Genomic DNA, 25,411 nt, shown 5'->3' on the forward strand with positions numbered 1-25,411 from the left:
AACCGGTGCGTAATTATTACCATGCCAAATCAATTCACAAACTGCCGGAACAGGGCCTTGCCCTTTAACAATCGCGCCCCGAGCCAGCCCCCGCAGAGGGAGAGCAGCACCGCGCCGCAGAGAGGGAGTACTAGCCAGAGACGCCAGTCAGGCTCCCACGGGAAGTCGAAGACCTTTGTCTGCAGCACCGCCAGCGCCGTCTCCGCGCCAATCGCCGCAACCAGACCCGCCACCAGCCCAAGCAGCGCAAACTCGCTCCAGAGCGTCGCCCGCAGCAGCCGCTTACCCGCGCCGAGCGTGCGGTAGACTATCAGTTCCTGATGACGCTGGCGCATGCCCACCTGCACCTGCGCCAGCAGCAGCAATATGCCGCAGATTGTCACCAGCACCACCATCACCTCCAGCGCGCGGCTCACCTGCTCCAGCACCTGCCCGACCTGTTTGAGGATCGCGCCAATATCCAGCAGGCTCACCGTCGGGAACTCCCGGTTAAGCTGCGTCAGCATGCCGTTGCCGTTTTCCCAGCGGAAGCTGGTCAGCCAGCTCTGCGGCTGCCCGTCCAGCGCGCCCGGCGGGAAGATGAAGAAGAAGTTTGGCCGCAGGCTTTCCCAGTCCACTTTACGGAGGCTGGTGACTTTGGCGGTAAAATCCTGGGTATCACCGGTGAAGGTCACGCTGTCCCCGAGCTTCACGTTCAGGCGCGTCGCCAGCCCCTCTTCCATCGACACCTCTCCCGCTTTCGGCGGCCAGCTACCGGCGGTAATCGGGTTATGGTCGGGACGTTTCTCCTGCCAGGTCAGGTTGAGTTCGCGGTTAAGCGACTCGTCCTTGTTCCCCTCGGTTGACTGGCCGTTGATCTGCGTCAGACGCGCACGGACGATGGGATAGAACGACTCGGGGATAATGTGATGCTCCGACAGGAAACCCTTCAGCGGCGTCACCTGTTCCGGTGCGATGTTGATCAGGAAATAGTTCGGGCTTTCCGGCGGAAGCTGCTGCTGCCAGCGATCCAGCAGATCCCCGCGAAGCACGAGAAGCAGCGCCAGCAGCATAAACGACAGCGAAAAGGCCGACAGCTGGCTGAGCGTTGACCAGGGCTGATGCAGCAGGCGGTTGACCGCCAGCCGCACCGGCAGGGATTTTACCGTCAGCCTTTTCAGGACGTTGAGCAGTATCCAGCCCAGCACGCCGCACAGCAGCGCCAGTACCACCGCGCCGGCCAGCACGGCCCACAGCAGGGTGCTGCCGCCCATCAGCCAGGCCAGCAGCCCGACCGCAACAGCAATAATCGCCGGAAGATAGAACTTCAGCGGCCAGACGTTCGCCACCACATCATTGCGCAGCACCCGCAGCGGCTGTGTCGCGAGCAGCAGGCGGTACGGGCGCAGCCCCACCAGCACCGAGATCACCGTCATCGCGCCCATCGCCCACAGCCACGGCCAGAGGCTTGCCGGGGGCAAGGCGGCTGGCAGCACCGGTTTCAGCATCACCATCAGCAGTTTTTCAAACAGCAGGCCTATTATTCCGCCGGTAAGCGCAGAGAGGGCCAGCAGCATCAGCCACTGGCCGACGATCAGCTTGCGCAGCTGCGCCCGCCCCGCGCCGAGGGTTTTAAGGATCGCCACCAGGTCGTAGCGGCTGCGGCAGTAGTGCCCCATCGCCACGGCAACCGCCGCTACCGCCAGCAGCAGGGTTAACAGCGCCGACAGCAGCAGGAACTGTTGGGAACGTTCGAGGGATTTGCCGAGCGCCCCTTCGTCCTGCTCCAGCCCGTACCAGCGGTGTTCCGGCTTGAGCTGCGGCAGAAGCCATTTTTCATACGCCTCCAGCTGCGCGGGCGTGCCGCCAAACTTGTAGCGCCAGGTGACGCGGCTTCCCGGCTGGACGGCGTTGGTTTTCGCGACATCGGCGGTGTTCATCAGCAGGCGCGGCGCGAGCTGGAACGGGTTAAAGCCGGAGTCGGGCTCCTGCACCACTTCCCCGGCGATTTTCAGCGTGGCATCGCCAACGTCAATACTGTCGCCGGGTTTCAGGTTGAGAAGTGCCATCAGGCGCGATGCCAGCAGCACCGTGCCGGGCGTCGGCTTTAGCCCCGGCGGGCTGGTTTGTAATTCCCCGTACATCGGGTAGATGTCGTCCACGGCCTTCACGCTGGCGAGCTGCGGGGTGTCCCCCGCGAAGGTCATGGTCTGGAAGGTGAGCTGCTCCCCCACCTTTAGCCCTTCCTTGCGCGCTTCCTCAATCCAGCCAGGCGGCACAGGACGCGAGCTTTGCAGCGCCCGGTCCCCGGCCATAAATTCGCGGCTCTGCTGGCTGAGCCCTTTTTCCATACGGTCGCTGACGCTGCCGAGCGCCAGCACGCAGGCCACCGCCAGACTTAACGCCAGCCAGACAATCAGCAGCGAGGGCGAGCGCCATTCGCGCCAGAACCAGCGGGCGATCATGCTTCCTCCTGAAGAATACCGTTCACCAGCCGCAGGCGGCGGTCGCAGCGGGCGGCCAGCTGCGGATCGTGGGTCACGAGGATCAGCGTGGTGCCATGTTCGCGGTTAAGCGAAAACAGCAGATCAGCAATTTTGTCGCCGGTTTTACGGTCAAGGTTGCCGGTGGGTTCATCGGCAAACAGCACTTCCGGGCGGCCGTTAAACGCCCGCGCCAGCGCCACGCGCTGCTGCTCGCCACCAGAAAGCTGTGCCGGAAGATGGTCGAGGCGCTTGCCCAGGCCGAGCTGTTCCAGCAGCGCCTTCGCATGCGTGCGGCTTTCGCGACTCTTTTCGCCGCGCAGCAGCGCCGGGAGCTCGACGTTTTCCAGCGCGTTCAGGGTCGGGATCAGCATAAAGGACTGAAAAACAAAACCGATATGCCGCGCGCGCAGCGCGGCTCGCGCCTCTTCATCAAGCTGGTGCAGCGGTTGCCCGACCAGGTGGACTTCTCCGCTGCTGCCGTCGTCCAGACCGGCCAGAATCGCCAGCAGCGTAGACTTGCCGGAACCGGATTCGCCAATCAGCGCGATGGTTTCGGCGCGTTTGACAACGAGTTCAACTCCGGTAAGGATTGAAAGCTCCTGCTCCCCCTGACCGACGGACTTCTTAAGACGATGAACTTCAACACTGTTTTCCGCTGGCATTTGCCCTTCCTGTTTTTGATGCTGATGACCTTCCGCGCGGCGGCAGCGGACACGTTACTGATTCTTGGCGACAGCCTGAGCGCGGGCTACCGCATGGCGGCCAGCGCGGCCTGGCCGGCTCTGCTCAATGACAAATGGCAAAGCAAGACGACCGTTATCAACGGCAGCATCAGCGGCGATACCTCGCAGCAGGGTCTGTCGCGCCTGCCTGCGCTGCTTAAGCAGCATCAGCCGCGCTGGGTGCTGGTTGAGCTTGGCGGTAATGACGGCCTGCGTGGCTTCCAGCCTCAGCAAACCGAGCAAACGCTGCGCACCATTTTGCGGGACATCAAGGCGGCAAACGCCCAGCCGCTGCTGATGCAAATTCGCCTGCCCGCCAACTACGGTCGTCGGTATAATGAGGCCTTTAGCGCGATCTACCCTAAGCTTGCCAAAGAGTTTGATATTCCGCTCCTGCCATTTTTCATGGAAGAGGTCTATCTCAAACCCCAGTGGATGCAGGACGACGGTATCCACCCCAATCGCGATGCGCAGCCGTTTATTGCCGACTGGATGGCAACGCGGCTGGCTCCTTTAGTTAAACATGACTCGTAATTCAGCGGAGTTCCTGACAGGTAAAGTTATGCAAAAATCGGTCTTAATTACAGGATGTTCCAGCGGAATCGGCCTTGAGAGCGCGCTTGAACTAAAGCGCCAGGGATTTAGGGTGCTGGCAGCGTGCCGCAAGCCTGACGATGTCGAGCGCATGAACGGGCTGGGCTTTACCGGCATACAGCTGGATATGGACTCGCCGGAGAGCGTTGAACGCGCCGCCGACGAGGTGATAGCCCTGACCGAAGGCCGTCTGTACGGTCTCTTTAATAATGCCGGTTACGGCGTGTATGGCCCGCTGGATACGCTCTCGCGCGAAACGCTGGAGAAGCAGTTTTCAACCAATTTCTTCGGCGTCCATCAGCTCACCATGCGTCTGCTCCCGGCCATGCTGCCGCACGGCGAAGGGCGCATCGTGATGACATCGTCAGTGATGGGGCTGATTTCCACCCCGGGCCGCGGCGCCTACGCCGCCAGCAAATATGCGCTGGAAGCCTGGTCCGACGCCCTGCGCATGGAGCTGCGCCACAGCGGCATCAAGGTCAGCCTGATTGAACCCGGCCCGATCCGCACCCGCTTTACCGAAAACGTGAACCAGACCCAGGCGGACAAGCCGGTCGAAAACCCCGGCATCGCCGCACGTTTTACCCTCGGGCCAGAGGCGGTGGTTGCCAAAGTGCGCCATGCTTTTGAGAGCGAGCATCCCAAAATGCGCTATCCGGTGACGCTGGTCACCCATGCCGTCGGCTGGTTAAAGCGCCTGCTGCCGGGCAGGATAATGGACAAAATTTTGCACGGCTGAGTTGAAGCGACGACGCTCATCCCCATGTAAAGAGTAAACCGACAAAAGAGAAAGCCGCATGTCCGTACAGAATATCGTCAATATTACAGAAGCAAACCTGCAACAGGTCCTCGAACAGTCGATGGCTAAACCGGTGCTGTTCTACTTCTGGTCTGAGCGCAGCCAGCACTGTCTGCAGCTGACGCCGGTGCTGGAAAGCCTTGCCGCGCAGTACAACGGTCAGTTCATTCTGGCGAAACTGGATTGTGACGCCGAACCGATGGTGGCGTCGCAGTTTGGTCTGAGCGCCATTCCAACCGTTTATCTGTTCCAGAACGGCCAGCCTGTCGATGGCTTCCAGGGCCCCCAGCCGGAAGAGGCGATTCGCGCCCTGCTGGATAAAGTGCTGCCGCGCGAAGAAGAGCTGAAAGCGCAGGAAGCGATGGCGCTGATGCAGGAAGGCAAATACGACGAGGCGCTGCCGCTGCTGAAAGAGGCGTGGCAGCTGTCGAACCAGAACAGCCAGATCGGCCTGCTGCTGGCGGAAACGCAGATCGCCCTGCACCGTTCAGAAGACGCGGAAGCCGTGCTCAAGACGGTTCCAATGCAGGATCAGGACACCCGCTATCAGGGGCTGGTGGCGCAGATTGAGCTGCTGAAGCAGGCGGCGGACACCCCGGAAATTCAGCAGCTGCAGCAGCAGGTGGCCGACAACCCGGCGGATGCCGCGCTGGCAAGCCAGCTGGCGCTCCAGCTGCATCAGGTGGGACGTAACGAAGAGGCGCTGGAGCTGCTGTTCAGCCACCTGCAGAAAGATCTGGCTGCCGCAGACGGTCAGGCGCGCAAGATGTTCCAGGAGATCCTGGCCGCGCTGGGCACCGGAGACGCGCTGGCGTCGAAGTATCGTCGTCAGTTGTACGCGCTGCTCTACTAACAAAAAATGCCCGGTGACGCTAACGCTTACCGGGCCTACAAAAACCGATATTACCCCGTCTTTTTCAACTGCGTCACCACCAGCTGGTGGCGCGGGTTGTAGAACTTCCGATAGGTCAGGTAGCAGGCAATGATGGTTGACAGGCTCGCCGTGGAAAGCAGCATAAACGTCACCATGATCTGATACTTAATCGCTTTTACCGGATCGATACCGGCAAAGATCAGCCCCGACATCATGCCCGGCAGGCTCACCAGCCCCACCGTTTTGGCAGAATCCACGGTCGGGATCAGCGATGAGCGAATGCTCTCACGAATCAGCCGCGCTGAAGCCACTTTTGGCGTCGCCCCCAGGCTTAACTTCTCCTGCAGCTGCTGCTGTTCACTGCTGAAACGCTGGCCGAGGTTGTTGTAGCACAGGCCAACGGCCACCATAGCGTTTCCCGCAATCATCCCGGAGATAGGGATCACCTGCATCGGCGTAAACTCAATCGAGCCAGAGAGCACCAGCACCGCCAGGGTGAGCGCCGTCCCGGTGGTAATCGCGATAAATGACGAGATAAACGCCTTATCAATATATTTACTGCGTTTCTGCGCGTTCCACGCCGCGTTAAAGCAGATGAAGAGCACCATCAGCAGCGTCAGCACCGCGTGGTTGACGTTGAAAATATACTTCAGCACATAGCCGACGATGATGAGCTGAACCACCGCGCGGCAGATACTCCAGACAATATCTTTTTCCAGGCCCAGCTTTTCCCGGTAGCTGACGACGATAGCGATCAGCACCAGCACCATCGAAAACGCCAGAGATGCATTGGTAATGTTATGCTCACCCACGGTTGGCCTCCTGCATTTTCCCGCCGTGCGGCTGGAGAGTAATCACGTCATCCGCATGGGTAATTTCGTTTGAGTCGTGCGTCACCCACAGCACGGCAATATTCTGCTCGCGGGCGTAACGATGAATAATCTCGTTGACGTTGCGTTTGTTGGTATCATCGAGCGCGCTGGTGATCTCATCCAGCAGCAATACCTTCGGTAAGAACTGCAGATTACGGATCAGCGAGACGCGCTGCTTTTCGCCGCCCGAGAGCTCACTGATGGATTTGGTCAGCGTCTCCTTCGCCAGGCCAAAACGGGCCAGATCGTCGATGAATTTTTCCGGCTCCGGCGTTTTATTGCGGATTTGCCACGGAAAAATCAGGTTATCAAAAACCGTGTCGCCAAAAAGCACGGGCGTTTGTACGCAATAGGAGACCTGCTGGCGATAGCTTTCCGGGGAAAGTGACGCAATATCCTGCCCTTCAAACAGAATGGTTCCCTCCGTTGGGCTCATCAGTGAGGCCACGATCTTCAGTAAGGTGCTTTTACCGCAGCCTGACGGCCCCGTTATCAGCTTGAACTCACCGGGAAAAAGGTTAAACCCGACGTGCTGAAGGATCGTGTTATTTGCGACACGAAAGCCGACGTCCTTTATCTGCAAAACTGCATTTTCGTTGTTCATATTTTTTCCAGTAACTCCTGAGCGTTATTAGCATAATCCGTGCCGCACGTTCGTCACAACGCGTTTTAGCGCCCCCTTTCGCCATCAAGACTTCCGATTGTGTTTACCGTGCATTCATTAGACATGCTTTACACTTTCGCTTTACAGTTCACGCCGTGACCTTAGCGACACTTCCGTATCCCTGGTTTAGAACATTCGTTAAAGTGGTGTTAAGCTCTGCCCGCAACACAATAAGGAAGTACAAGAATGTCTAATATTCACACTTTTTATGAGTTTTCTGAACTTGAACCCGGCGTGAAAACCATCGATCAGCTTCTTGCTGCCATTGCTTCAGAATCCGTTACGGCTTATGTGTTCGGGGGAGAGCTTGTCCGGTTCGTTAAGGGCCTGCTGAAGATGAAGCCGGTCATTCAGCTGAAGAATTGCCGCTTTGCGTTTGATAACGGCACTCGCTTCGTTGAAATCGACGGCAGAGGGAATGTCAAAGAGTTCGAGCCGGGCAAGGTTCCGGCCTGGTTCCAGTCTCCCGGTGAGTTTGCCCGCGGCCAGTGGCTGGTCAACCATGATTTTGCGGACCTGATGACGCCGGAATTTATCCGCGCGTTTATTGAGCGCTTCCCGGACGTAAGCAAACGACGCGAACACGCGAACCTGCTGTTCGATCTGCAGCTCAATAAGCTGGCGCCCGCGCAGCCCGCGGCGAAAAAGACAGGTAACGTTCAGGGCAAAACGACCAAACCCAAAGTCACCGATCTGCAGTCTTTCGAACTCTTCAGCCAGTTTTATGCGCGTATGAAAACGGCAGTCTGCGCGGACCAGTTCCCGACGCTGCAAATTCTGACGGGACACGACGCCGTCAACGACGCGCCCACCTCTCTGAAGGGCGCGGTTCGCACCTGGTTCAAAGGGATCACCGGTCAGCTTCCGCCGAACAACAAGCGCGTGGGCGCTGGCAATGCGGAACTGTTCTGCGCGCCGATCCGCGAGCAGCTGCGCCAGGTCGAAGAGATTGGGCTGGAGACCTTCTATCACGGCCTGTCGAAAGCCATCGCCGATGCGGGTGACGATGCGCTGATCGCTGACTTTACCTACAGCTACCACTAACGCTCTGCCCCGCCCGTCGGACGGGGCGAATTTTAGCCCATTAGCCGATATACTTACGAATAGCAAACACGCGCTTTTTCTCATCAAAGCATGCAAAACAGGAGGTTTTTATGCTCATCGTTGTTCCCGTCCTTATATTCGTCGCGCTGGTTATCGTGGGCGCAGGTGTCAAAATTGTCCCTCAGGGTTACCAGTGGACCGTCGAGCGCTTCGGCCGCTATACCAACACGCTGCAGCCCGGCCTGAGCCTGATTGTTCCGTTCATGGACCGGATTGGCCGCAAGATCAACATGATGGAGCAGGTGCTAGATATCCCCTCTCAGGAAGTGATCTCCAAAGATAACGCCAACGTTACCATTGATGCCGTCTGCTTTATTCAGGTGATTGATGCGCCGAAAGCGGCCTATGAGGTGAGCAACCTGGAGCTGGCGATCGTCAACCTGACGATGACCAACATCCGTACCGTGCTCGGCTCGATGGAGCTGGACGAAATGCTCTCCCAGCGCGACAGCATCAATACCCGCCTGCTGCACATTGTTGACGAGGCAACGAACCCGTGGGGGATCAAAGTCACCCGTATTGAGATCCGCGACGTGCGCCCACCGGCAGAGCTAATCGCCTCCATGAACGCGCAGATGAAGGCCGAGCGTACCAAGCGTGCCTATATTCTGGAAGCCGAAGGGGTCCGTCAGGCGGAGATCCTCAAAGCGGAAGGGGAAAAACAGTCGCAGATCCTGAAAGCCGAAGGCGACCGTCAGTCCGCGTTCTTACAGGCGGAAGCGCGTGAACGTTCCGCAGAAGCGGAAGCCCGCGCAACGCAGATGGTCTCCGAGGCGATTGCCGCCGGTGATATCCAGGCCGTGAACTACTTCGTGGCGCAAAAATATACCGATGCACTGAAAGAGATCGGCTCCGCGAACAACAGCAAAGTGGTGATGATGCCCCTGGACGCCAGCAGCCTGATGGGCTCTATCGCAGGGATCGCCGAACTGATCAAAGACAGCGGAAACGAGCGTAAAAAATGATTGAGCTCATCGTTGCACATCCTCATGCCTTCTGGCTAAGCCTCGGTGGCTTATTGCTGGCGGCGGAGATGCTTGGCGGCAACGGCTACCTGCTCTGGAGCGGTGTTGCCGCTGTCATTACGGGCCTGCTGGTCTGGATCCTTCCTCTGGGCTGGGCGTGGCAGGGCGCGCTGTTTGCCGTGCTGACGCTGGTTGCCGCCTGGCTGTGGTGGCGCTGGCTTAACCGTCAGGTCAAAGAGCAGAAACCGCTGGACGCGCATCTTAACCAGCGCGGACAGCAGATTGTCGGCAAGCGCTTTACGCTCGACGCCGCGCTGGTGAACGGGCGCGGGCACATGCGCGTGGGCGACAGCTCGTGGCCGGTGGTGGCCGACGACGACCTCAGCGCCGGAACGCAGGTTGAGGTCATTGCGGTGGAAGGGATTACGCTGCGGGTAAAAGCCTGCTAGACGTGGGTTTTGCGATGGCAGCAGCCGGCAAGATTATCAATAATCGGGCAGTCGGCGCTGTCATCACCCGGACAGGATTCCGCCAGCTGCAGCAGCTGTTCGCGCATCGCCTGTAGCTCGATGATGTGGCGCTCGATCTCCGCCACTTTTTCCAGCGTGCGTTTTTTCACGTCCGCGCTGTGGCGCTTCGGATCGTTAAACAGGTTAACCAGCTCGCCGCACTCTTCCAGGTTAAACCCCACCTGTCTTGCCTGGCGCAGCAGCGTCAGCTCATCGAGATGCAGCTGCGTGTAGCTGCGGTAGCCGTTTTCACTGCGCAGCGGTGGCGTTACCAGCCCCTTCTCTTCATAAAAGCGGATCGCCTTGCTGGTTAAGCCGGTTTTTTTTGCCACGTCACTGATATTCACATTTCCCCCTTGACCTTCCCCTTGATGGTGGGATTCTGACAGGCGCAGCCCCTTAAGGTACTGCGCCGAATCAGTATTTTACAGACTTAACTAACCCGCAAATCCCCCGCTTTGCCTCCAGAGTGTGGACACAATGTGGACATTCCGCTGAGAGGATTATAGCTCACAGCGTCCAGTAAATAATCTGGAGCGAAGTGCGCGTAAACCATCGTTTGCGAAATATCCGCATGACCCAAGATTCTCTGTAAGGCAATGATGTTGCCCCCCTTCATCATGAAGTGCGTCGCGAACGTGTGCCGCAAAGCATGGGCGGCCTGTCCATCTGGCAAATTGGGTTTTGCTTCTTTCATCCTCAAGCGGAACGTTTTGTAACTCACCCGGAAAAGTCGACCTGATTCCCTGTGTTTAATTATCCTGGCGATATCATCCGATATCGGAACAACGCGCCTTTCACCGTTTTTTGTCAGGGTAAACATGACTCTGTTACCGACAATATTTTCCGCTTTCAAATTGTATGCCTCCCCCCACCTTGCACCGGTAGCCAGCAGCAAAATCGCTATGCGGTAGTAATCACCGGAACATAGCGACAAGAGCCGATCAACCTCGGTCTGTGTCAGATATGACATTTCGGTTTTGGGCTCTTTCAACGCGGCAACCGATGTCACGGGATTTTCCCCGTGGAACTCGTCGATCTCCGCCATTGACTTGAAAATTCCACTCAAGGCGAAAAGGTCATGATTTATCGTTGAAGCCTTAATCCCCTGCTCCAGCCGGTATGCTCGGTAATCAATAATGCAACGTGCATCAAGCTGGTAAAGCATAGGGTCGCCCATATCCTTGCAGATGCAATTAACCGCGCTTAGTCTGCGGTTCGCATAGTTTTTGTTTCGTCCAATCAACTGCCACCAAAGCGCAATAAACTCGCTTAGCTTTCGTTTATCAGCCGGTTTATTCAGATAATCATGATTCTGAAATTTGGCAATGATACTGCGCTCAAATGCGTGCGCTTCTGCCTTTCTGTCAAACTTCCGCCGAATGCGTTTTCCATCGCGCCCGCGCGGCCTTACATCCACTTCATAGCGACCATCTTCGAGTTTCTTAACGGACATAAGAAGACCCTCCGATTGTCAGTTCACTATCCTGGTAACAAATAGTGAAAATGTAATGTTTATATAAAGTTAACCAATCTGTTTCCCGGAGTGGTCTGATTGCGTAGTCTGTTGCCCAAAGTGTGCGAGAGCCGGTGCGATCTGGCCCCGGCTTGGGTCGATCCGGTCATACATAAACCAGTCTTGATACTTATGAAAACGAGGGTGTCCAAAAATACTCACTGCTGCTTCGAGCGTCATTTTCGTCTTATCACGCTCATACCCCCCATAACTTGAATAATTTAAACCTGTTAATTCAGACATTTGCCTTTTAGTTAAACGTTCAGAGTCGCGAATAAGCGCCAGTTTTTCGCCTTGCGTCATTGACATAATGATAAGATCTCATCACAATCATAAAAATTAAGCACACAGGCAACATTTGCCCACAGTGCCACCCGAAGCCGATTAGTGCTCATTAAGCCTCAAATGACCTCAACGTATGGAGTCTAACAAATGACACAATTACGAGAAATTGATTTAACGGCGGGATCTCAACATTTACGCCAATTCCCGTTAGACAATGCTCGCGTTGCTCGCACCTGCAAAATGACCACCGCGCAGGCTGAAAGCATCCGGGATATGAATACCGAAGAACTGCAAAAACAGATTTTCGTTACGCCGGTCGAGTTTGCTTATCTGACTGGCCGCACGTTAAAGAGCGTTCGCAACCTGATGGACCGCGCACAATTACCAGTTCATCGCGAAGGGATGCCCGGTTCTAAACGTCCTAAGCGTTTCATAATGCTGCAAGAATATTGGAATGCTGTAGCTCATTGCCGCGCACTCATTACTCCAGAAGAAAAGCACTTCATTGATCGGTTGATGCGAGATAAGAAAACATATCGCCGTGTAACTGGTAACCAGCATTCAACGCACAAGCGCAACAGTCACAGCCAGCAACGCCGCATTGCATGACAATAGCGGACCTACAGGTACAGGGATTGAAAATGCTTATCCAGATCAATAGCAAAACAGCAATCTATCGCGGCTTCACAATCCTGAAGTTGCCACGTAAAAAGCCGTATTCACGTCAGCGATATCAAATAACTAAAGATGGTAATTATCTGGGGCTGGACTTCGGATTGTCTCAGGCTCGACAGACTATTGATCAGCTACATCGGAGGCACTAATGGCAACTTCAACAGCAGCAGTTATCGAAGCGCGAAACCGTTTGAATGCGACAAGACAAAATGGTGCACGCACTTTATCGCGTAGAGGTTACGGCCCCGATCATCAATACAGCAGATCGCGTAATGTTGTTCAGGGTATGGCTCTTTCCGATATTGCGCGAAATGGTTTTGAGGTGCGTTGTAAAGAAACAGGTATTCAATTTTCAATTCTTCCGGGTGGCTCAATTTGCGAATTATTCGCCGCAGAATTAGAAGCGTACTGGAATAGCGCCGCGCGCTGATTTAATAACGGCACTATGAACTGATTTATATACGGCATTTTTGCCGGGGCTTCGTTTTATCTTTTCTCAGGGGATTGAACATGACAATTCAAACTAATGACCGCGCGCACCTGCTTGGGTTGTTGCGAATCAAATTAAACCTGATGAAGAAAGAAAAGCTTTCCACTAATGAAATTTACCGCAGCCTGGAAGATTGGATCGCCAACAGAGAACAGGTCGCAGTAAACAAGGAGCGTAAAAATGGTTAACTCCCCTCTTATCTGGGCGGGCGGCAAGTCTCGCGCTATGTCGCATGTGCTTGATGCTTTGCCCCTCGGTGATTGCCTGGTTGAGCCTTTCGTGGGCAGTGGTAGTGTTTTCCTGAATACTGACTATAAAACTTATATTCTGTGCGATAGCAATGCCGCGCTTATCAATTTTTATTCGATTCTGAAAAGTAACACTGAAGATTTGTTGAATGCCGCCGCTGAGCTTTTTAAAGGCGGAAATTGTAAAGAATCATATTATCAGTATCGAAATGAATTTAATGTATTCAATCGTGATTTTCGTTCCTGCACTGATAATAAAGGGAGCGATAACAGGCTGTATTATTCTGAAGAGTTAATAAGATTCGCCGCCTTATTCCTTTATCTGAATCGTCACTGCTATAACGGTTTATATCGTGTAAATGCAAAGAATGAATTCAACGTACCTTTTGGACATCGTCGCAAGCCAATTTTCCCTGTGGCGGAGATTCAGCACTTTGCTAAAAGGGCATATGAGAAAGGCGCTCAGTTTCTTTGTTCAGATTTCCGCTACACCATTCCCGTTGCAAGCCGTGTATTTGAGAACACAGTAATTTACTGTGATCCGCCATACCTGCCAGCCAGCGCAACGGCTGATTTCACCGCTTATGGAAAGCCCTTCACGGCGACTGATCACCGTGACCTGGTTGGGGCATTAATCACCGCCCATAACAATGAAGGTTGTGTGTCCGTTTTTTCAGGTAGTGACACCGAGGACACACGCCAAATTTATTACCCGTTCACCCTTAAACCTTATGAAGTTCGGCGCTCAGTTGGGGCTAAAACGCGCAACCTGGCTGGCGAGGTGATTGGCACGCTGCGTGTCTGTGATTGCTGTGGGCGCGTGGGCGGTGGCTGTCCTGATTGTGGGGCGGTGATGGGCGATGCGACTTATTTAGAAATGGTTGCTTCTGGTGCTTTTGAAGATCAGGAGGTGTTCTGATGAATACAGTTGAGCCGGTAGTAACAAAGGTTCTGGACGTTCGCCCATACCGTAATTTCTGGATCACGCGCGTTGAGGTTCTTAGTGAGGGAGGTTACAGCAACACCGAGATAATCAGTTATTCCGAACGTGACGCGCGGGAAGTAAGGCCCGGCGACACTGTGACAATCTAGGGTGAGCCGGTGACTCAGGCGCGTCGTGTTCACTCTATGACTACGGATAAACCGGGCAGCTTTAACGAGGCGGCCCGCTACCCCTATCCGTGGAATGAACCCAAACAGGCCATTGCTGTCGATAAGACTCCCGCTGTTGATCTCTATGAATTGGGTCAAGAGCAGGAGTTTTTCGCGTGGGTTGAAGATACCCTCAAGCCACTACCTACATTTATCCGCCGCCGCGTTTCCTCCCGCATAAATGCCGTACACGCTGACAAAGGGCGTCACATCGCAAAGTTAACCCTTCGCAATATCGTGGCGCGCGACCTTCCCCACGTGCGAGCAGTTGCAGAGCAATACGCCGTGCCTGTTGGCAGCGACTGGATCATTTCTTCCGAATTAAACCCACTGTTTCATACGTTTGAAAACCTTCGCGAGCTAACACGCCGGTTCAATCATTTGGCTGACAGTACGGACGAAGACATTGATTTACTTGCTCAGGATATCGCGATTTATGCAAATGCTGCCTTAGCTGAAGTGAGTGAAACCTGTGCTGTACTTAGCCCTGAGGAGTACAGCAAGCGAATGCTGCGTGAAGGCTCAAGGCTGGTTGCTTATTTCGGGTTAATCGCGCCCTGGGCTTCACGGCGCAAAATGCCACTTGATGAAATGGCAGCTTCAATTCGAAAAATTCTTGATGATCGTTTTTGGTCACGCCTGCTGCGAAAGTACGCACGCCGCTGGCGTGAACATCTGCATATTGCCTTTGGTGATGTGCGTCGCGATGTTTCCCCCTATTGCAGCAAAAACCACGTTAAACAGTGGGATGCGCGTCGCAAGCGTAGCAGGGAAATCATGAGCCGCCTGGAGCTTGAAGATCAGGTTACGGGTGAGCGCATGTCGCTTATAGAGCAGATTGATAAAAGCATATCGAACCCTGAAAAACGCCGCGTAGAACTTATGACGCGTATTGGAGGCTTTGAGAAGGTGGCAACGGAAAGCGGTTATGCCGGAAGTTTCTTCACGCTAACCGCCCCGTCTAAATATCACGCCTATACCGCGTTTGGACACCGTAACCACAAGTGGAACGGGGCAAGCCCACGCCGATCTCAGCGGTATCTCAATCAAATATGGCAACAGATTCGCGCTGAACTCTCACGCCGCGAAATTCCTATTTTCGGTCTTCGCGTCGCTGAATCCCATCATGACGGTACTCCGCACTGGCACGGTCTGCTGTTTACAGCCCCAGAGCATACTGCGGAGTTGAAAGAGGTCATGGAAGACTACGCAACGCGTGAGGATGCGGAAGAATTAACTGGTAAGTCTGGTAAGCAGCCCCGCTTTGAACTTAAGCCGATTGATCCGGCTTTGGGTAGCGCTACGGGTTATGTCGTCAAATACATCTCAAAAAACATTGATGGTTACGCCCTGGACGGCGAGAGCGATCACGAAAGTGGACGCCCACTGAAGGAAACCGCGAAGCACGCAACGGCCTGGGCGTCATGCTGGGGTATACGTCAATTCCAGTTTTTAGGGGGCGCGCCGGTGTCAGTCTGGCGTGAACTGCGCCGCCTGAAAAATCAGGATTTAGCCGACAGGGTTAGTCCTGTTTTTGGTGAGCTGCACCGCGCGGCTCACGCGGGAGATTGGCAGGGGTACATCACTTTGCAGGGTGGCCCTTTTGTTTCCCGTTCCAAGTTGGTGCTGCGCGCCTGGTATCAATACAAAAACGAGCCAAGCAGTTACGGCGAGTATCAGAAAGCTATCAAGGGTCTGGTTATGCCAGCATCCAGCATTCCGCCCGTAGAAACGCGCCTCCATTCTTATCGTATTGTGAAGATGAAGCCTAAATCTTCAGACCGCGCCGATCCGGGTTTTGACCTTAAGGGCGCGTCTGCGCCCTCTTGGACTCGTGTCAATAACTGTACTGAGGCTAAAAAACAAACAACTCCGCCACTATCAGCACCGTCAGAAATAGCCGTATCAGCTGGCGCTGATGGGCCAGAGCAAATCGCGATCGGACAATTGAGTCGAGATCAGAGAAAAAAAATTGCGGATGACCTCATAAACCACAAATCAAATCAGCGCCTTTCACCAGCTGATCATTTTGAAACGCTCGCTTACAGCATTACAGCTTATGACTGTACCGATTTTGACCGGGCTAGGGCCGAAAGTTATCTCAAAGCTGCACACGCTATACGCCAAGAAGAAAATGCAGCAAGCGAGGATGTTGCAGTACTGTCAGATGAGATCATCAGTTGGGCAAAATTAAGAAAAATCCAAATCAACTCGGTGCAGGCGATGAAGCTAGCACAAGGGAGAGAAGTTACCGTACTCGATACAACTTATAGGGCCAATCTAATAACCGGGGAACTGGTTACGACCGGTGCGGACAAGCACTGGCGTAAGACACTCGCTCGGCACAAGGCGGACTTACTGATCAACCGTTGGCGGCAGGCGTCCAGGTAAGTGTGATTCATAAAACATACTGTAAATTCATATAGCATTCCCCTTTCCTGTTCGGAGAATAAGTGCAATACTATAAAAGTAGTCCAATAATGTTTTTGTGTTTTTCATTTAAAATTAAGAGGTTAGAATCACAATGGGCGAATTAAGTGGTATTCAGTCAGATTTAGCCCAACTAGTCAGGCTGGTTATAGCCGAACAATATGATGATGTTCGGTTGTATGTCGCTCGCTTAGTGCGTAAGTATCGTGACTCATCACCTGACTTAGCGGCTCAGCTTGATCAATACTTGCGTTCGAAACCTGCGGGTAGCCATAACAGTTTGCGTAAGACGTCCAGTCCTGCACCTGCAATTTCTCAACAGCCTTTGCCTGTTGATGATGAGTCGCGCCTGAGTTTGCTAAAAACGCCGGTTTTGAAAGATGAACTTGAGAAACCAGTGCTTTCGGAAAAAAATGAATTGGTATTAGACAGGCTCATACTTGAGCGTAAAAGCATCCAACGGTTAAACGATTTGGGACTGTCACCAACACGATCTGCAATTTTTGTAGGCCCACCAGGGGTGGGAAAAACCTTAACTGCGGCTTGGTTGGCGAAACAACTTAATGTACCTTTTTATATACTTGATTTAACTGCTGTTATGAGTAGTTATCTTGGAAAAAGCGGTAACAACCTGCGAGCTGCACTGGATTATGCGAAGAAAAAACCATGCATCTTATTACTTGATGAAATTGATTCAATAGCCAAAAAACGCAGTGATGACTCTGATATTGGAGAACTCAAAAGGTTGGTAACCGTCATCTTGCAGGAAGTTGATGAATGGCCGACAGATTCTCTGCTGTTGGCGGCCACAAATCACGAAGAGTTAATTGATCCTGCATTATGGCGTCGCTTCGACATGATTGTTAACTTTGACAGGCCGGATGCCGAAAATATTGCTGATGCAATAAGAAGATTTTCAGGGCCTGATTTTGCGATGTTTTCACGTTGGGTTGATATCTTGACTTTAACGTTTAAAAATGAATCGTTTAGTAATATTGAAAAAGAAATAAATAAATTCCGTAGAGCTGTTGCATTAGGGATTGCATCTGATCAGGAACTGATTGAAGAGTTTATAAAAAGTAGGATTTCTATATTGGAAAGGCCTGAGAAGCTGGAGGTGGCCTTAAGTCTCAGTAAAGAGACAAAGCTCTCACAGCATTCTATCTCAGATATTACCGGGGTTAGTCGAGATACTATCCGTAAACGTCGTGCCTCTGAGGGCACAATTGCATAAAAGGAATTGTAATGGCTACTAACTTTCTAATAGGTCGTGGGGAGTTGCTGGCGAGTGCTGTTTCAGGCCCTCGCCGTGGTATGGATAAATCAGAGGTTTATACATTTGCTGAAGCAAAGCAAAGGCTAATACCTCAAGTTCAACAAGCAACATCTGATTTGGATGATTTACCCGCTAGTGCCTGCCCAAACGATTATGCTGTTGCTAGTTTAACACTTAATCCTAGTTATATTGCGCGTTCTTTTTTTCCTGACACTTTACTCAGAGAAAACAACCTGCAATCAATAGGAAGTAAAACCGTTAAAATTAAGCCTGACGGCTGGAAGCGCAAAGTCGAAGTGACTGAGTTTCCAACTACCCAGATCTTTGTGGCGGGTAAGCGTTCTTCTTTTAAAAATATCCTGCCCTGGGTACAGTCTCTAGACGCTGGCAGTGATCAAGCGATAGACTTTGCGCGAATTGAAGCGTTTTCTGCTTATAAGCCAGAAGAAAGAATCGTACCCTTTAGCAAGAAGGAGGCTGGTGACTTCTACGAGGTAGGTGTACATCTTTTACCTAGTGACAATAGTGACCTTGTCCAGTCTGCTTTTATGCGTTATGCCGAAGTTAACGATATTACACCTTACTCAGAGCTTTCTTTTACTGCGGGTAACCTTTGGTTTGTCCCTGTACAGTGTGGGAAAGAAAAAATTGAGATTTTATCCTTATTCACTTTCGTTAGGGTAATCCGACCCGTACCTCCTTTGCGCGGTATTCGTCCAATACAAAGAGCCGCTGGAGCTCAAGTTCAAACGCTATTACCAAGTGATCCGCCAGTAAGTGATTTAAGAGCAGCTATTTTAGATGGTGGCCTGCCTAAACAACACTCAATACAGAAATGGCTCAATTCATATCGAGTTATGGATGATGGTGCAGCAGATGATAGCGATGCATTGCAGCATGGCCTTGCAGTAACTTCTGCTTTTCTTTTTGGCCCATTAAAAGCAAGAAATATGGCTCCACGTCCATACTCTTATGTTGATCACTTGAGAGTCTTAGATGCTGATATCTGTAATGAACACCCGCTTGAGCTTTATAGAACACTAGGGTTGATTGAAGAGGTGCTTCTTTCTAGACAGTATCAATTTATTAACTTGAGTTTAGGGCCTAATTTGCCTATCGAGGATTCAGAAGTTCATGCATGGACTTCTGTGATCGATGATCTGCTCAGTGATGGTGAAACGCTCATGACAATCGCTGTAGGAAACAATGGTGAGATGGATCAAGAGTCCGGCAATGCCAGGATTCAAGTTCCTTCTGACTCAGTGAATGGTCTTTCGATAGGAGCGGCTAATTCTACAGATTCTGATAAATGGGCGCGTTCCTCGTATAGTGCTATGGGGCCAGGCAGAAGCCCTGGCGTTATTAAGCCTGACTTAGTTGCTTTTGGGGGCGAAGAAAGCGAATATTTTCATGTACTAACTGAAGATGTAAATCCAGTAATAGCACCTCTAATGGGTACAAGCTTTGCTGCACCATATGCATTACGGACTGCGGTTGGAATCAAGGCCCTTTTGGGTGGAAATCTAACAACTTTAGCGATTAAAGCGCTGATGATTCATTCATGTTCTCAAAAAAATTATTCCCATGCCGAAGTTGGTTGGGGAAAACTACCTGAAGATGTTAATGATATAATTATAAGCCCTGATGGAGTCGCCAGAATCGTGTATCAAGGAGAGTTGAAGCCTGGCAAATATCTCAGGGCAGCACTGCCAATACCTGATGGCGGTCTTAATGGTATGGTGAACCTAACAGCAACCTTTTGTTATTCAACATCTGTCGACCCTCAGGATTCAGCCTCTTACACAAAGGCAGGCCTCGAAATTTCGTTCCGACCGGATGAGAATAAGAAAAAGCAAGGCGCTCAGAACGCTGATACTAAAGGTTTTTTTGAGCTTAAAAAATATGCTAATGAACAAGAGCGTCGTTCTGATATGGGGAAATGGGAGACAGTACTACATGCATCAAAAAGTATGCGTGGCACGTCTCTAAATAAACCTGTTTTCGACATTCATTATAATGCAAGGCAAGGAGGAGGTGCGATACAAAGTAACAAAGCTGACAAAATTAAATATGCTTTGATACTTACGATAACCGCAAATAAACACCCGGATTTGTATAACGATATATTACGAAGTTATAACCAAATTTTGGCACCTATTCAGCCTCAAGCTACTGTCCCTGTCAGAACTTAGTTACCTATCAAAAAGCCTCATGTTTGAGGCTTTTTTTATCGCTGCAAGAATATGAGCGAATTAGCACATTTTATTTTGATGTTATTAATCCCCTTCCGCGCCAGTTCTGATACGGTTCCGGCTGTATTTCAAAAGTGCACAAAAAGAGGCACGTTTGGCGCGCAGGCAAGGCGGGGGGAATGAGCGCGCTGAGGGGTGGGATATCAGAATGAATCACGCCTGACTCCTTCCTGTCTACGCCGCTAGATTTGGCGGCATTCCTTTCTTCTTGGCCTCTTTTCTCTGTCGCACAATAGTGCACAAACTTGCACAATTTTTTTGACGCTATTTATACCCTTTCTGCCCTGTGGCAGTGTGGTCTGGCCACGGTTCGGCAAATGCACAAAAAACGAAGCAAATGTCGCGCGCAGGTGACGGGGGAACAGCCCACGCGACAGGGGTCTGTAGGGGATGCCTTTAAATGCCATGCTTTGGCCTTCCCTGCTTTCTGCGCGCGCTTTCTCGATTATGGATGCGTGCGGGTCGATTGCAGTTTGCACCAGCCAGAATGGCGCGCATGCGCACTGAGTGAGGGGCGTTAAAGGTCGTACCGGGCGGTGATCGGGTGGTGGCCGGTCATGCGAAGATTGAAAATTACTGAAGGATAACCGCCGCAGGATGTGCGGCGGATGGTGCGGATCACTCGTCTTTGAGCAGAGCGTAGGGATTAAAGCGAATCACTTCCTGACCGAGCCAGTCATTGACGCCCTTCATGGCTTCCATCACGGGCAACATTTCGTTAATGGCGAAGACGCGCGCGGCCTTCTCAACATCACCTAGCGAGCCGTTGCCTTCCGGCATTGCGCCCATCAGTTGCGGCGGGATGCGATGAGCGTCGCGTAAATCGTTGCGCGTTGCTGATTTGATGTTAAGAAACTCATCCTTTGCCGATATCTGGCTGAACGGCAACAGTTGCACGCCGTCTTTGCCGCCGCCCGGTGCGTGGATCAGCACGTTTTTGAAGGAGCCTTTACCTCTGGCCTGCGACAGCGTCTTCTGCACCACCTTTATGCTTTCCTGATCCACCTTCTCCGAACCGACATAGAGAATACATCCGGCGTGAGAGCCGTTGTCATAGTAGAGTTTGCGGAACCTGTCGGCAGAATGGGACAGGCTGGCGGACAGCAGCGCCCCCATGTATTCAGGCATACCATAGATTTCCTGATGAATATCCGGGTTCATGATGTGGCAGATCTGCCCCGTCTTAAACTCGTATTCATCTTTCCACTGCCGGATAAACCAGTAAGTATCAAGGTCACTCCCCCGCCGTGTGTTCAGGGCCGGAACATGCTGGAGTTTGAGCGGTGCGCCCAGGAGGTTAGAGCGACGTTCAAGGTAGGCATTGCCGAAGACAAACCAGTCCAGCGCAAAAGCAGAGAAGGCCTGACGTGAGAGTAATGGGTGAGGGATATAACACCCGGTCAGCACATTGCGTTTGAAGTAAAGCGCCGACTGATGCAGCGGGGATTGTGCGAACGCACGGATTAACCCCTTCCAGTCTATTGGTGTTTCGTAGTACCGTCCGTTATCGACGCAGCACATGTTGTCCAGCAGATCGTAGCCGTCTGTCACTGAATATGGCCCGTCAAACGTGAAGGCGCTGAGCGCCGGATCGCTTCTGAGCGCGTCAGAGATATCAGGCTGTCCGGCACTGCCGCTGCTGGCAGTGTGTTTGTTTTTGTAGGTGCGCTTCTTCATCAGAACTCCATAGCAAACCCGCCGCTGCCACTCTCCTGGCCCAGCGGTTCGTTAATAATGGCGAGCATAGTCGCCCAAGCTAAATCCCCGTGGCTGACGCCGCGCGAGCGGTCAGTGTCATAGGTGATGAATCCGCCCGGCGTCTTTACCTTGCGAACAGAGTTAAAGGCGTTTATCAGGGCGCGCTCGCTGCGGTCATATTCCCATCGCCCGGCGCGGATCAGCTGTAGCATTTTCAGCACCAGGGCGCGCTTTGACGTCATTGACATGGTGTAGGGCATCGCCATCGGGAAAAACTTCTTCACTATCTGGTAAACGGCTTCACCATTACCGCCCGTCACGTCGATGCCGACATGCTGAACGTTGTATTTGAAGGTGAAGTTTTCGATAACTTTCGCCTGCTCTTCAAATTCAAGGCCGCGCACCTGTTCCGTTTCCACCGTGCGGAATTTACCGCCCGGCACCAGTGGCGGAACCACAACGCAAATCGCGCCGCTGTCACCGTTGCCGCTGCTGCCGTTGGCGTCATAGCCTATCCAGACCGGGCGATTACCCATCGGCCTGGACGCGAAAGGCTTCCAGTCCGGCCATTCGTCATAACCATCTGCTCCGCAGCCAATCAGTGCGTTAAGGTTGAAGGCTGACTCGCCATCGCGAACGAACTCGCACATGTACAGGTTGCGGAATTCATCCTCACTGTTTTCATCCTGGATCTCTTCAAGGTCGGTGTATTCCCAGCCGTTTTCTATCACATCCTTCAGGGTGACAATCTGGCGCCAGGTTTTATCCGGGCATAACAAGCCACTGTTCAGCGTTTTCCAGCCCACATCAAACGCTTTGCGCTGTGCCTTCGGGCGTTTCTCATTCCAGCGATCGCCCGTCCAGAACGGGTAGGCCTCATGGGTCTCGCCTGACGGCGTGGAAAAGTAGGTACGCGTCAGCCCCTTCAGCGTTGCCATCGCACCTGCAACCTTTCGCAGATTGGTGAAGTTGCTGACCCAGAAGAATTCGTCAAACTTCAGGTTGCCCGTATAGGACTGCGCCGTCGCCGCAGACGTGCCGAGGAAATGCAGCTCTGCGCCGTTACTCAGTACAATTTTGTCGCCCCCCTTAAGCTCAACATCTACCTCTTCGGCAACTCTCTGAATGAATCCCCTGAACTGGTGAGCCTGGCGGCGGGATGCAGACAGAAATATCTGGTTGCGCTGGTACGGGTATTTCACATCATCACGCAACGCATCAAGTAACGCCTCGCGGGCAAAGTACCAGGTTGCGCCAATCTGGCGGGACTTCAGTATCATGCGGTTTCGGTGGTGGCGTTGCTCATACCAGCCACGTTGATGCCACGACAGCGAATCCAGTATTTTCTCCCGCAGCGCGACGATCTGTTCTTCGGTGAAGTGATTTTTCTGCTTGCGCTTGCGCGGCTTTTTGCCCGCTCCAGTCTCTGCCTGCTGTCCGTCAGACAGCTTTTTCAGTTGCCGGGTAAGCAGATCAATCTCTTTGAAGTCTCCCCCTGTCTTGTCTTTCTTGTCCGTCAGTTGGATGAGGCGGGCATCCATAGACTGGCTGACGCGCTGGACGGGCGGCGTTTCATCCCATTCATCGCGTTTTTTCCATGAATAAATTGTGTTCTGATTAATTCCCATCAGACGCGCGATCTCCGCTGGCGGGTAGCCCTGCCAGTAAAGTTGTTTTGCTCTCTGACGTACAAAAGCGTCCTGTATCATCTGCCCTCCACCGTTGATGTGGTGAAGATTACCCCGCGCGCGATCCCCCTATCGCCCACTTTAAGGTCTCGCCTTCCTCCGACAACAAAACCTCGTTGAGACAGCAAGTTACGCTCTGCCATCATGACCGTACAGAAACCACTCAACAGGATTATCGACATGGCTAGCGCAGCTAAACCAGCCCGTAAGAAATTCCGCGTTGCTGTCTCTGGTGCAACCGTTGACGGGCGTGAGATTCGCCCTGAGCACCTTCGTGATGCAGCAGCAAACTACAGCCCGGACGTGTACGGCGCACGCGTCAACGTGGAGCACTATCTTTCGCCGTTCCCCGGCAGTGATTTCGGCGCAATGGGGGATGTGACGGCTCTGAGTGCTGAAGATATCAGCGAAGGCCCGCTCGCCGGACGCACCGCGCTTTACGCCGAGATTGAACCTTCTGAGCGCATGAAGAAGCTGACGGAAGAAGGTAAGAAAATTTACTCCAGCATTGAGCTGCACCCGCAGTTTGCGCTTAACGGCAAGGCTTATGTCATGGGGCTGGCAATGACCGATACCCCGGCGAGCCTCGGCACCGAGCGTCTGAAGTTTGCCGCGCAGCAGCGTCAGCAGGTTATGTCCTTCAACAATCAGCAGGGTGAAGCCCCGCTGTTCACCGATGCCATTGAGGCAGAAATCATCGAACTGGCTGAGCAGCGCAGCGATGAGGGTAAACAGTGGTTCGCGCGCGTCATGGGGATTATCGGCAAAGGCCGTAAATCTGACGGTGAGCAATTCAGCCAGGTGCGTGACGCCGTGGAGAACGTCGCCCAGTCCCATGCCGTTCTGCTGGACAGCTTCAACGACCTAAGCCGCGCCCGCGAGCAGGACAGCCAGGCCATTCAGAAGCTGACCTCCGACCTTGCCGCGCTGACCAGCAAGCTGGGAAGCACAGACGGCAATTTCAGCCAGCGGGCACCCGCGAGCGGTGGCGCTAACGCGCAACTGGCTGATTACTGATATTCACAAAGAGAGCAGAGAACATGGATAACAATACCCGCCAGCTATTTGATCAGTACATCGCCCGGCAGGCACAGCTCAACGGCGTATCAACCGCCGCCGTTGCTGCAAAATTTGCCGTAGATCCGACGCGTCAGCAGCGCCTTGAGCAGGCCGCACAGCAGGATGATTCTTTCCTGAGCAAAATTAACGTTTTTGGCGTCAACCAGCAGATCGGTCAGAAAGTCCTGATCGGCAGCAAAGGCCCGATGGCTGGCGTAAACAACAGTGTTACCAGTCGTCGCAACCCTGGCTCAAATCATTCAATGGAGCCGTTCGATTACATGTGCCGCAAGGTCAACTATGACTACGGCATCAGCTATGAACAGCTTGATGCGTGGGCGCACATGCCGGAGTTCCAGCCGCTGATCAGTAAGGCGATGGCCCGCCAGATGTCGCTTGACCGCATCATGATTGGCTTTAACGGCGTGAAGTACAGCGACCCGTCTGACCGTGCCGCTAACCCGCTGTTGCAGGACTGTGGCATTGGCTGGCTGGAAAAAATCCGCCAGGAAGCGCCGCACCGCGTCATTTCCAATGTGACGATCACCTCGCGCGATGAAGATAACAAGATTGTTGCAAAAGGCACCTACGGCAACATTGGCGCTGCGGTGTACGACGCCAAAAACAGCCTGATGGATGAATGGCACAAACGTAACCCGGATAACGTGGTGATTCTGGCGGGCGACCTGCTGACGAGCAGCAATTTCTCGGCCATCAACGCATTAAGCCAGACCAACCCGAATACCGAAATGCTGGCCGGTCAGCTGATTGTCGCACAGGAGCGCGTAGGCAACATGCCGACCTTTATCGCGCCTTACTTCCCGGTGAATGGCGTGCTGATCACCCCATTCAAAAACCTGTCGGTGTACTACCAGCGCGGCGGTCTGCGCCGGACGATCAAAGAAGAGCCGGAATACAACCGTGTCGCAACGTATCAGTCTTCAAACGATGACTTCGTCATTGAAGACTACGGCAATGTTGCGTTCATTGACGGCATTCAGTTCGCCCAGGCCGAACAGGCTGGAGAGTGACAGACGCGGCGGGGGAATTCCCCCGCCATGACGGGGAGAAGTG

Annotated in this window: 24 protein-coding genes; 15 read left to right on the forward strand and 9 right to left on the reverse strand. The window is 53.2% G+C overall.

The genetic code is table 11. The annotated features are described in order from the left end of the window. Nucleotides 1–29: 29 nt before the first annotated feature. Both ybbP and ybbA read right to left on the reverse strand, forming a co-directional pair. Nucleotides 30–2,444, reverse strand: coding sequence for a putative ABC transporter permease subunit YbbP (gene ybbP, locus A6013_RS13475; RefSeq protein WP_059357446.1), 2,415 nt, complete (start codon nucleotides 2,442–2,444; stop codon nucleotides 30–32). Then, nucleotides 2,441–3,127: a putative ABC transporter ATP-binding protein YbbA gene (gene ybbA / locus A6013_RS13480; RefSeq protein ID WP_041912055.1), complete on the reverse strand. Its 687-nt coding sequence runs from the start codon at nucleotides 3,125–3,127 to the stop codon at nucleotides 2,441–2,443. The genes ybbP and ybbA overlap by 4 nt, the downstream gene beginning before the upstream one ends. Here ybbA and tesA point away from each other — a divergent pair. Genes tesA through A6013_RS13495 form a run of 3 tightly spaced genes read left to right on the forward strand, consistent with a single transcriptional unit; the run spans nucleotide 3,098 to nucleotide 5,433 of the window. After that, entirely contained in the window at nucleotides 3,098–3,721 is a 624-nt protein-coding gene (gene tesA, locus A6013_RS13485; RefSeq protein WP_028012213.1) for a multifunctional acyl-CoA thioesterase I/protease I/lysophospholipase L1, read from the forward strand. The genes ybbA and tesA overlap by 30 nt on opposite strands. After that, a complete protein-coding gene (locus A6013_RS13490) occupies nucleotides 3,711–4,520 on the forward strand; it encodes an SDR family oxidoreductase (RefSeq protein WP_102863616.1) in 810 nt (269 codons plus the stop codon). The genes tesA and A6013_RS13490 overlap by 11 nt, the downstream gene beginning before the upstream one ends. A gap of 58 nt (nucleotides 4,521–4,578) precedes the next feature. Further along, a complete protein-coding gene (locus A6013_RS13495) occupies nucleotides 4,579–5,433 on the forward strand; it encodes a co-chaperone YbbN (RefSeq protein WP_069733239.1) in 855 nt (284 codons plus the stop codon). Between the two features lie 50 nt (nucleotides 5,434–5,483). Here A6013_RS13495 and fetB read toward each other — a convergent pair whose 3' ends face one another. Next, a complete protein-coding gene (gene fetB / locus A6013_RS13500; RefSeq protein ID WP_069733240.1) occupies nucleotides 5,484–6,266 on the reverse strand; it encodes an iron export ABC transporter permease subunit FetB in 783 nt (260 codons plus the stop codon). Further along, entirely contained in the window at nucleotides 6,259–6,930 is a 672-nt protein-coding gene (gene fetA / locus A6013_RS13505; protein ID WP_069733241.1) for an iron ABC transporter ATP-binding protein FetA, read from the reverse strand. The genes fetB and fetA overlap by 8 nt, the downstream gene beginning before the upstream one ends. 246 nt (nucleotides 6,931–7,176) lie before the next feature. Here fetA and A6013_RS13510 point away from each other — a divergent pair, with 246 nt between their 5' ends. From A6013_RS13510 to A6013_RS13520, 3 genes are all read left to right on the forward strand, one after another. Next, nucleotides 7,177–8,034, forward strand: a complete 858-nt coding sequence (locus tag A6013_RS13510; protein WP_041911048.1) for a hypothetical protein — start codon at nucleotides 7,177–7,179, stop codon at nucleotides 8,032–8,034. A 110-nt stretch (nucleotides 8,035–8,144) separates the two neighbouring features. Then, nucleotides 8,145–9,059: an SPFH domain-containing protein gene (locus A6013_RS13515; RefSeq protein WP_008499312.1), complete on the forward strand. Its 915-nt coding sequence runs from the start codon at nucleotides 8,145–8,147 to the stop codon at nucleotides 9,057–9,059. Beyond that, nucleotides 9,056–9,508 carry an NfeD family protein gene (locus tag A6013_RS13520; RefSeq protein WP_028012207.1) on the forward strand — a complete coding sequence of 151 codons (453 nt, stop codon included), beginning with the start codon at nucleotides 9,056–9,058 and terminating at the stop codon, nucleotides 9,506–9,508. Before A6013_RS13515 ends, A6013_RS13520 begins: the two co-directional genes overlap by 4 nt. Here the strand turns inward: A6013_RS13520 and cueR are convergent. The 3 genes from cueR to A6013_RS13535 all read right to left on the reverse strand — a co-directional run bounded on the left by cueR (nucleotide 9,505) and on the right by A6013_RS13535 (nucleotide 11,393). Then, a complete protein-coding gene (cueR, locus tag A6013_RS13525) occupies nucleotides 9,505–9,915 on the reverse strand; it encodes a Cu(I)-responsive transcriptional regulator (protein ID WP_028012206.1) in 411 nt (136 codons plus the stop codon). The two genes, A6013_RS13520 and cueR, sit on opposite strands and share 4 nt — an antisense overlap. Nucleotides 9,916–10,001: 86 nt before the next feature. Further along, the gene (locus tag A6013_RS13530) at nucleotides 10,002–11,024 is read right to left on the reverse strand and encodes a tyrosine-type recombinase/integrase (protein ID WP_069733242.1); all 1,023 of its coding nucleotides are present in this window, start codon (nucleotides 11,022–11,024) and stop codon (nucleotides 10,002–10,004) included. Nucleotides 11,025–11,093: 69 nt separating this feature from the next. Beyond that, complete coding sequence (locus A6013_RS13535; RefSeq protein WP_069733243.1) at nucleotides 11,094–11,393, reverse strand: helix-turn-helix transcriptional regulator; 300 nt, start codon at nucleotides 11,391–11,393, stop codon at nucleotides 11,094–11,096. Nucleotides 11,394–11,516: 123 nt separating this feature from the next. Between A6013_RS13535 and A6013_RS13540 the strand changes: the two genes are divergently transcribed. From A6013_RS13540 to A6013_RS13575, 7 genes are all read left to right on the forward strand, one after another. Then, nucleotides 11,517–11,978 carry a hypothetical protein gene (locus tag A6013_RS13540; protein ID WP_224787880.1) on the forward strand — a complete coding sequence of 154 codons (462 nt, stop codon included), beginning with the start codon at nucleotides 11,517–11,519 and terminating at the stop codon, nucleotides 11,976–11,978. Between the two features lie 214 nt (nucleotides 11,979–12,192). Further along, nucleotides 12,193–12,474 carry a hypothetical protein gene (locus tag A6013_RS13550; protein ID WP_139128229.1) on the forward strand — a complete coding sequence of 94 codons (282 nt, stop codon included), beginning with the start codon at nucleotides 12,193–12,195 and terminating at the stop codon, nucleotides 12,472–12,474. 80 nt (nucleotides 12,475–12,554) lie between these two features. Beyond that, the gene (locus A6013_RS26820; protein ID WP_157844754.1) at nucleotides 12,555–12,722 is read left to right on the forward strand and encodes a hypothetical protein; all 168 of its coding nucleotides are present in this window, start codon (nucleotides 12,555–12,557) and stop codon (nucleotides 12,720–12,722) included. Next, on the forward strand, nucleotides 12,715–13,701 hold the full coding sequence (locus tag A6013_RS13560; protein WP_069733246.1) for a Dam family site-specific DNA-(adenine-N6)-methyltransferase: 987 nt from the start codon (nucleotides 12,715–12,717) through the stop codon (nucleotides 13,699–13,701). The genes A6013_RS26820 and A6013_RS13560 overlap by 8 nt, the downstream gene beginning before the upstream one ends. A 209-nt stretch (nucleotides 13,702–13,910) precedes the next feature. After that, nucleotides 13,911–16,325: a replication endonuclease gene (locus A6013_RS13565; RefSeq protein WP_083264123.1), complete on the forward strand. Its 2,415-nt coding sequence runs from the start codon at nucleotides 13,911–13,913 to the stop codon at nucleotides 16,323–16,325. A 133-nt stretch (nucleotides 16,326–16,458) separates the two neighbouring features. After that, nucleotides 16,459–17,598, forward strand: coding sequence for an AAA family ATPase (locus tag A6013_RS13570; protein ID WP_058678866.1), 1,140 nt, complete (start codon nucleotides 16,459–16,461; stop codon nucleotides 17,596–17,598). A gap of 11 nt (nucleotides 17,599–17,609) precedes the next feature. Continuing rightward, the gene (locus A6013_RS13575; RefSeq protein ID WP_069733247.1) at nucleotides 17,610–19,832 is read left to right on the forward strand and encodes a S8 family peptidase; all 2,223 of its coding nucleotides are present in this window, start codon (nucleotides 17,610–17,612) and stop codon (nucleotides 19,830–19,832) included. A 678-nt stretch (nucleotides 19,833–20,510) separates the two neighbouring features. On the opposite strand, the gene A6013_RS13580 is transcribed toward A6013_RS13575, so the two are convergent. Together A6013_RS13580 and A6013_RS13585 are read right to left on the reverse strand one after the other, a co-directional pair. Further along, entirely contained in the window at nucleotides 20,511–21,569 is a 1,059-nt protein-coding gene (locus A6013_RS13580; protein ID WP_069733248.1) for a phage portal protein, read from the reverse strand. Further along, a complete protein-coding gene (locus tag A6013_RS13585; protein WP_058678863.1) occupies nucleotides 21,569–23,299 on the reverse strand; it encodes a terminase large subunit domain-containing protein in 1,731 nt (576 codons plus the stop codon). The genes A6013_RS13580 and A6013_RS13585 overlap by 1 nt, the downstream gene beginning before the upstream one ends. Before the next feature lie 159 nt (nucleotides 23,300–23,458). Here A6013_RS13585 and A6013_RS13590 point away from each other — a divergent pair, with 159 nt between their 5' ends. Both A6013_RS13590 and A6013_RS13595 read left to right on the forward strand, forming a co-directional pair. Then, nucleotides 23,459–24,295: a GPO family capsid scaffolding protein gene (locus A6013_RS13590; protein ID WP_069733249.1), complete on the forward strand. Its 837-nt coding sequence runs from the start codon at nucleotides 23,459–23,461 to the stop codon at nucleotides 24,293–24,295. 23 nt (nucleotides 24,296–24,318) lie between these two features. Next, the gene (locus A6013_RS13595) at nucleotides 24,319–25,368 is read left to right on the forward strand and encodes a phage major capsid protein, P2 family (RefSeq protein ID WP_069733250.1); all 1,050 of its coding nucleotides are present in this window, start codon (nucleotides 24,319–24,321) and stop codon (nucleotides 25,366–25,368) included. Nucleotides 25,369–25,411 lie beyond the last annotated feature (43 nt).

It is taken from the genome of Enterobacter sp. IF2SW-B1 (assembly GCF_001743375.1).
Taxonomy (GTDB): Bacteria; Pseudomonadota; Gammaproteobacteria; order Enterobacterales; family Enterobacteriaceae; genus Enterobacter; species Enterobacter bugandensis.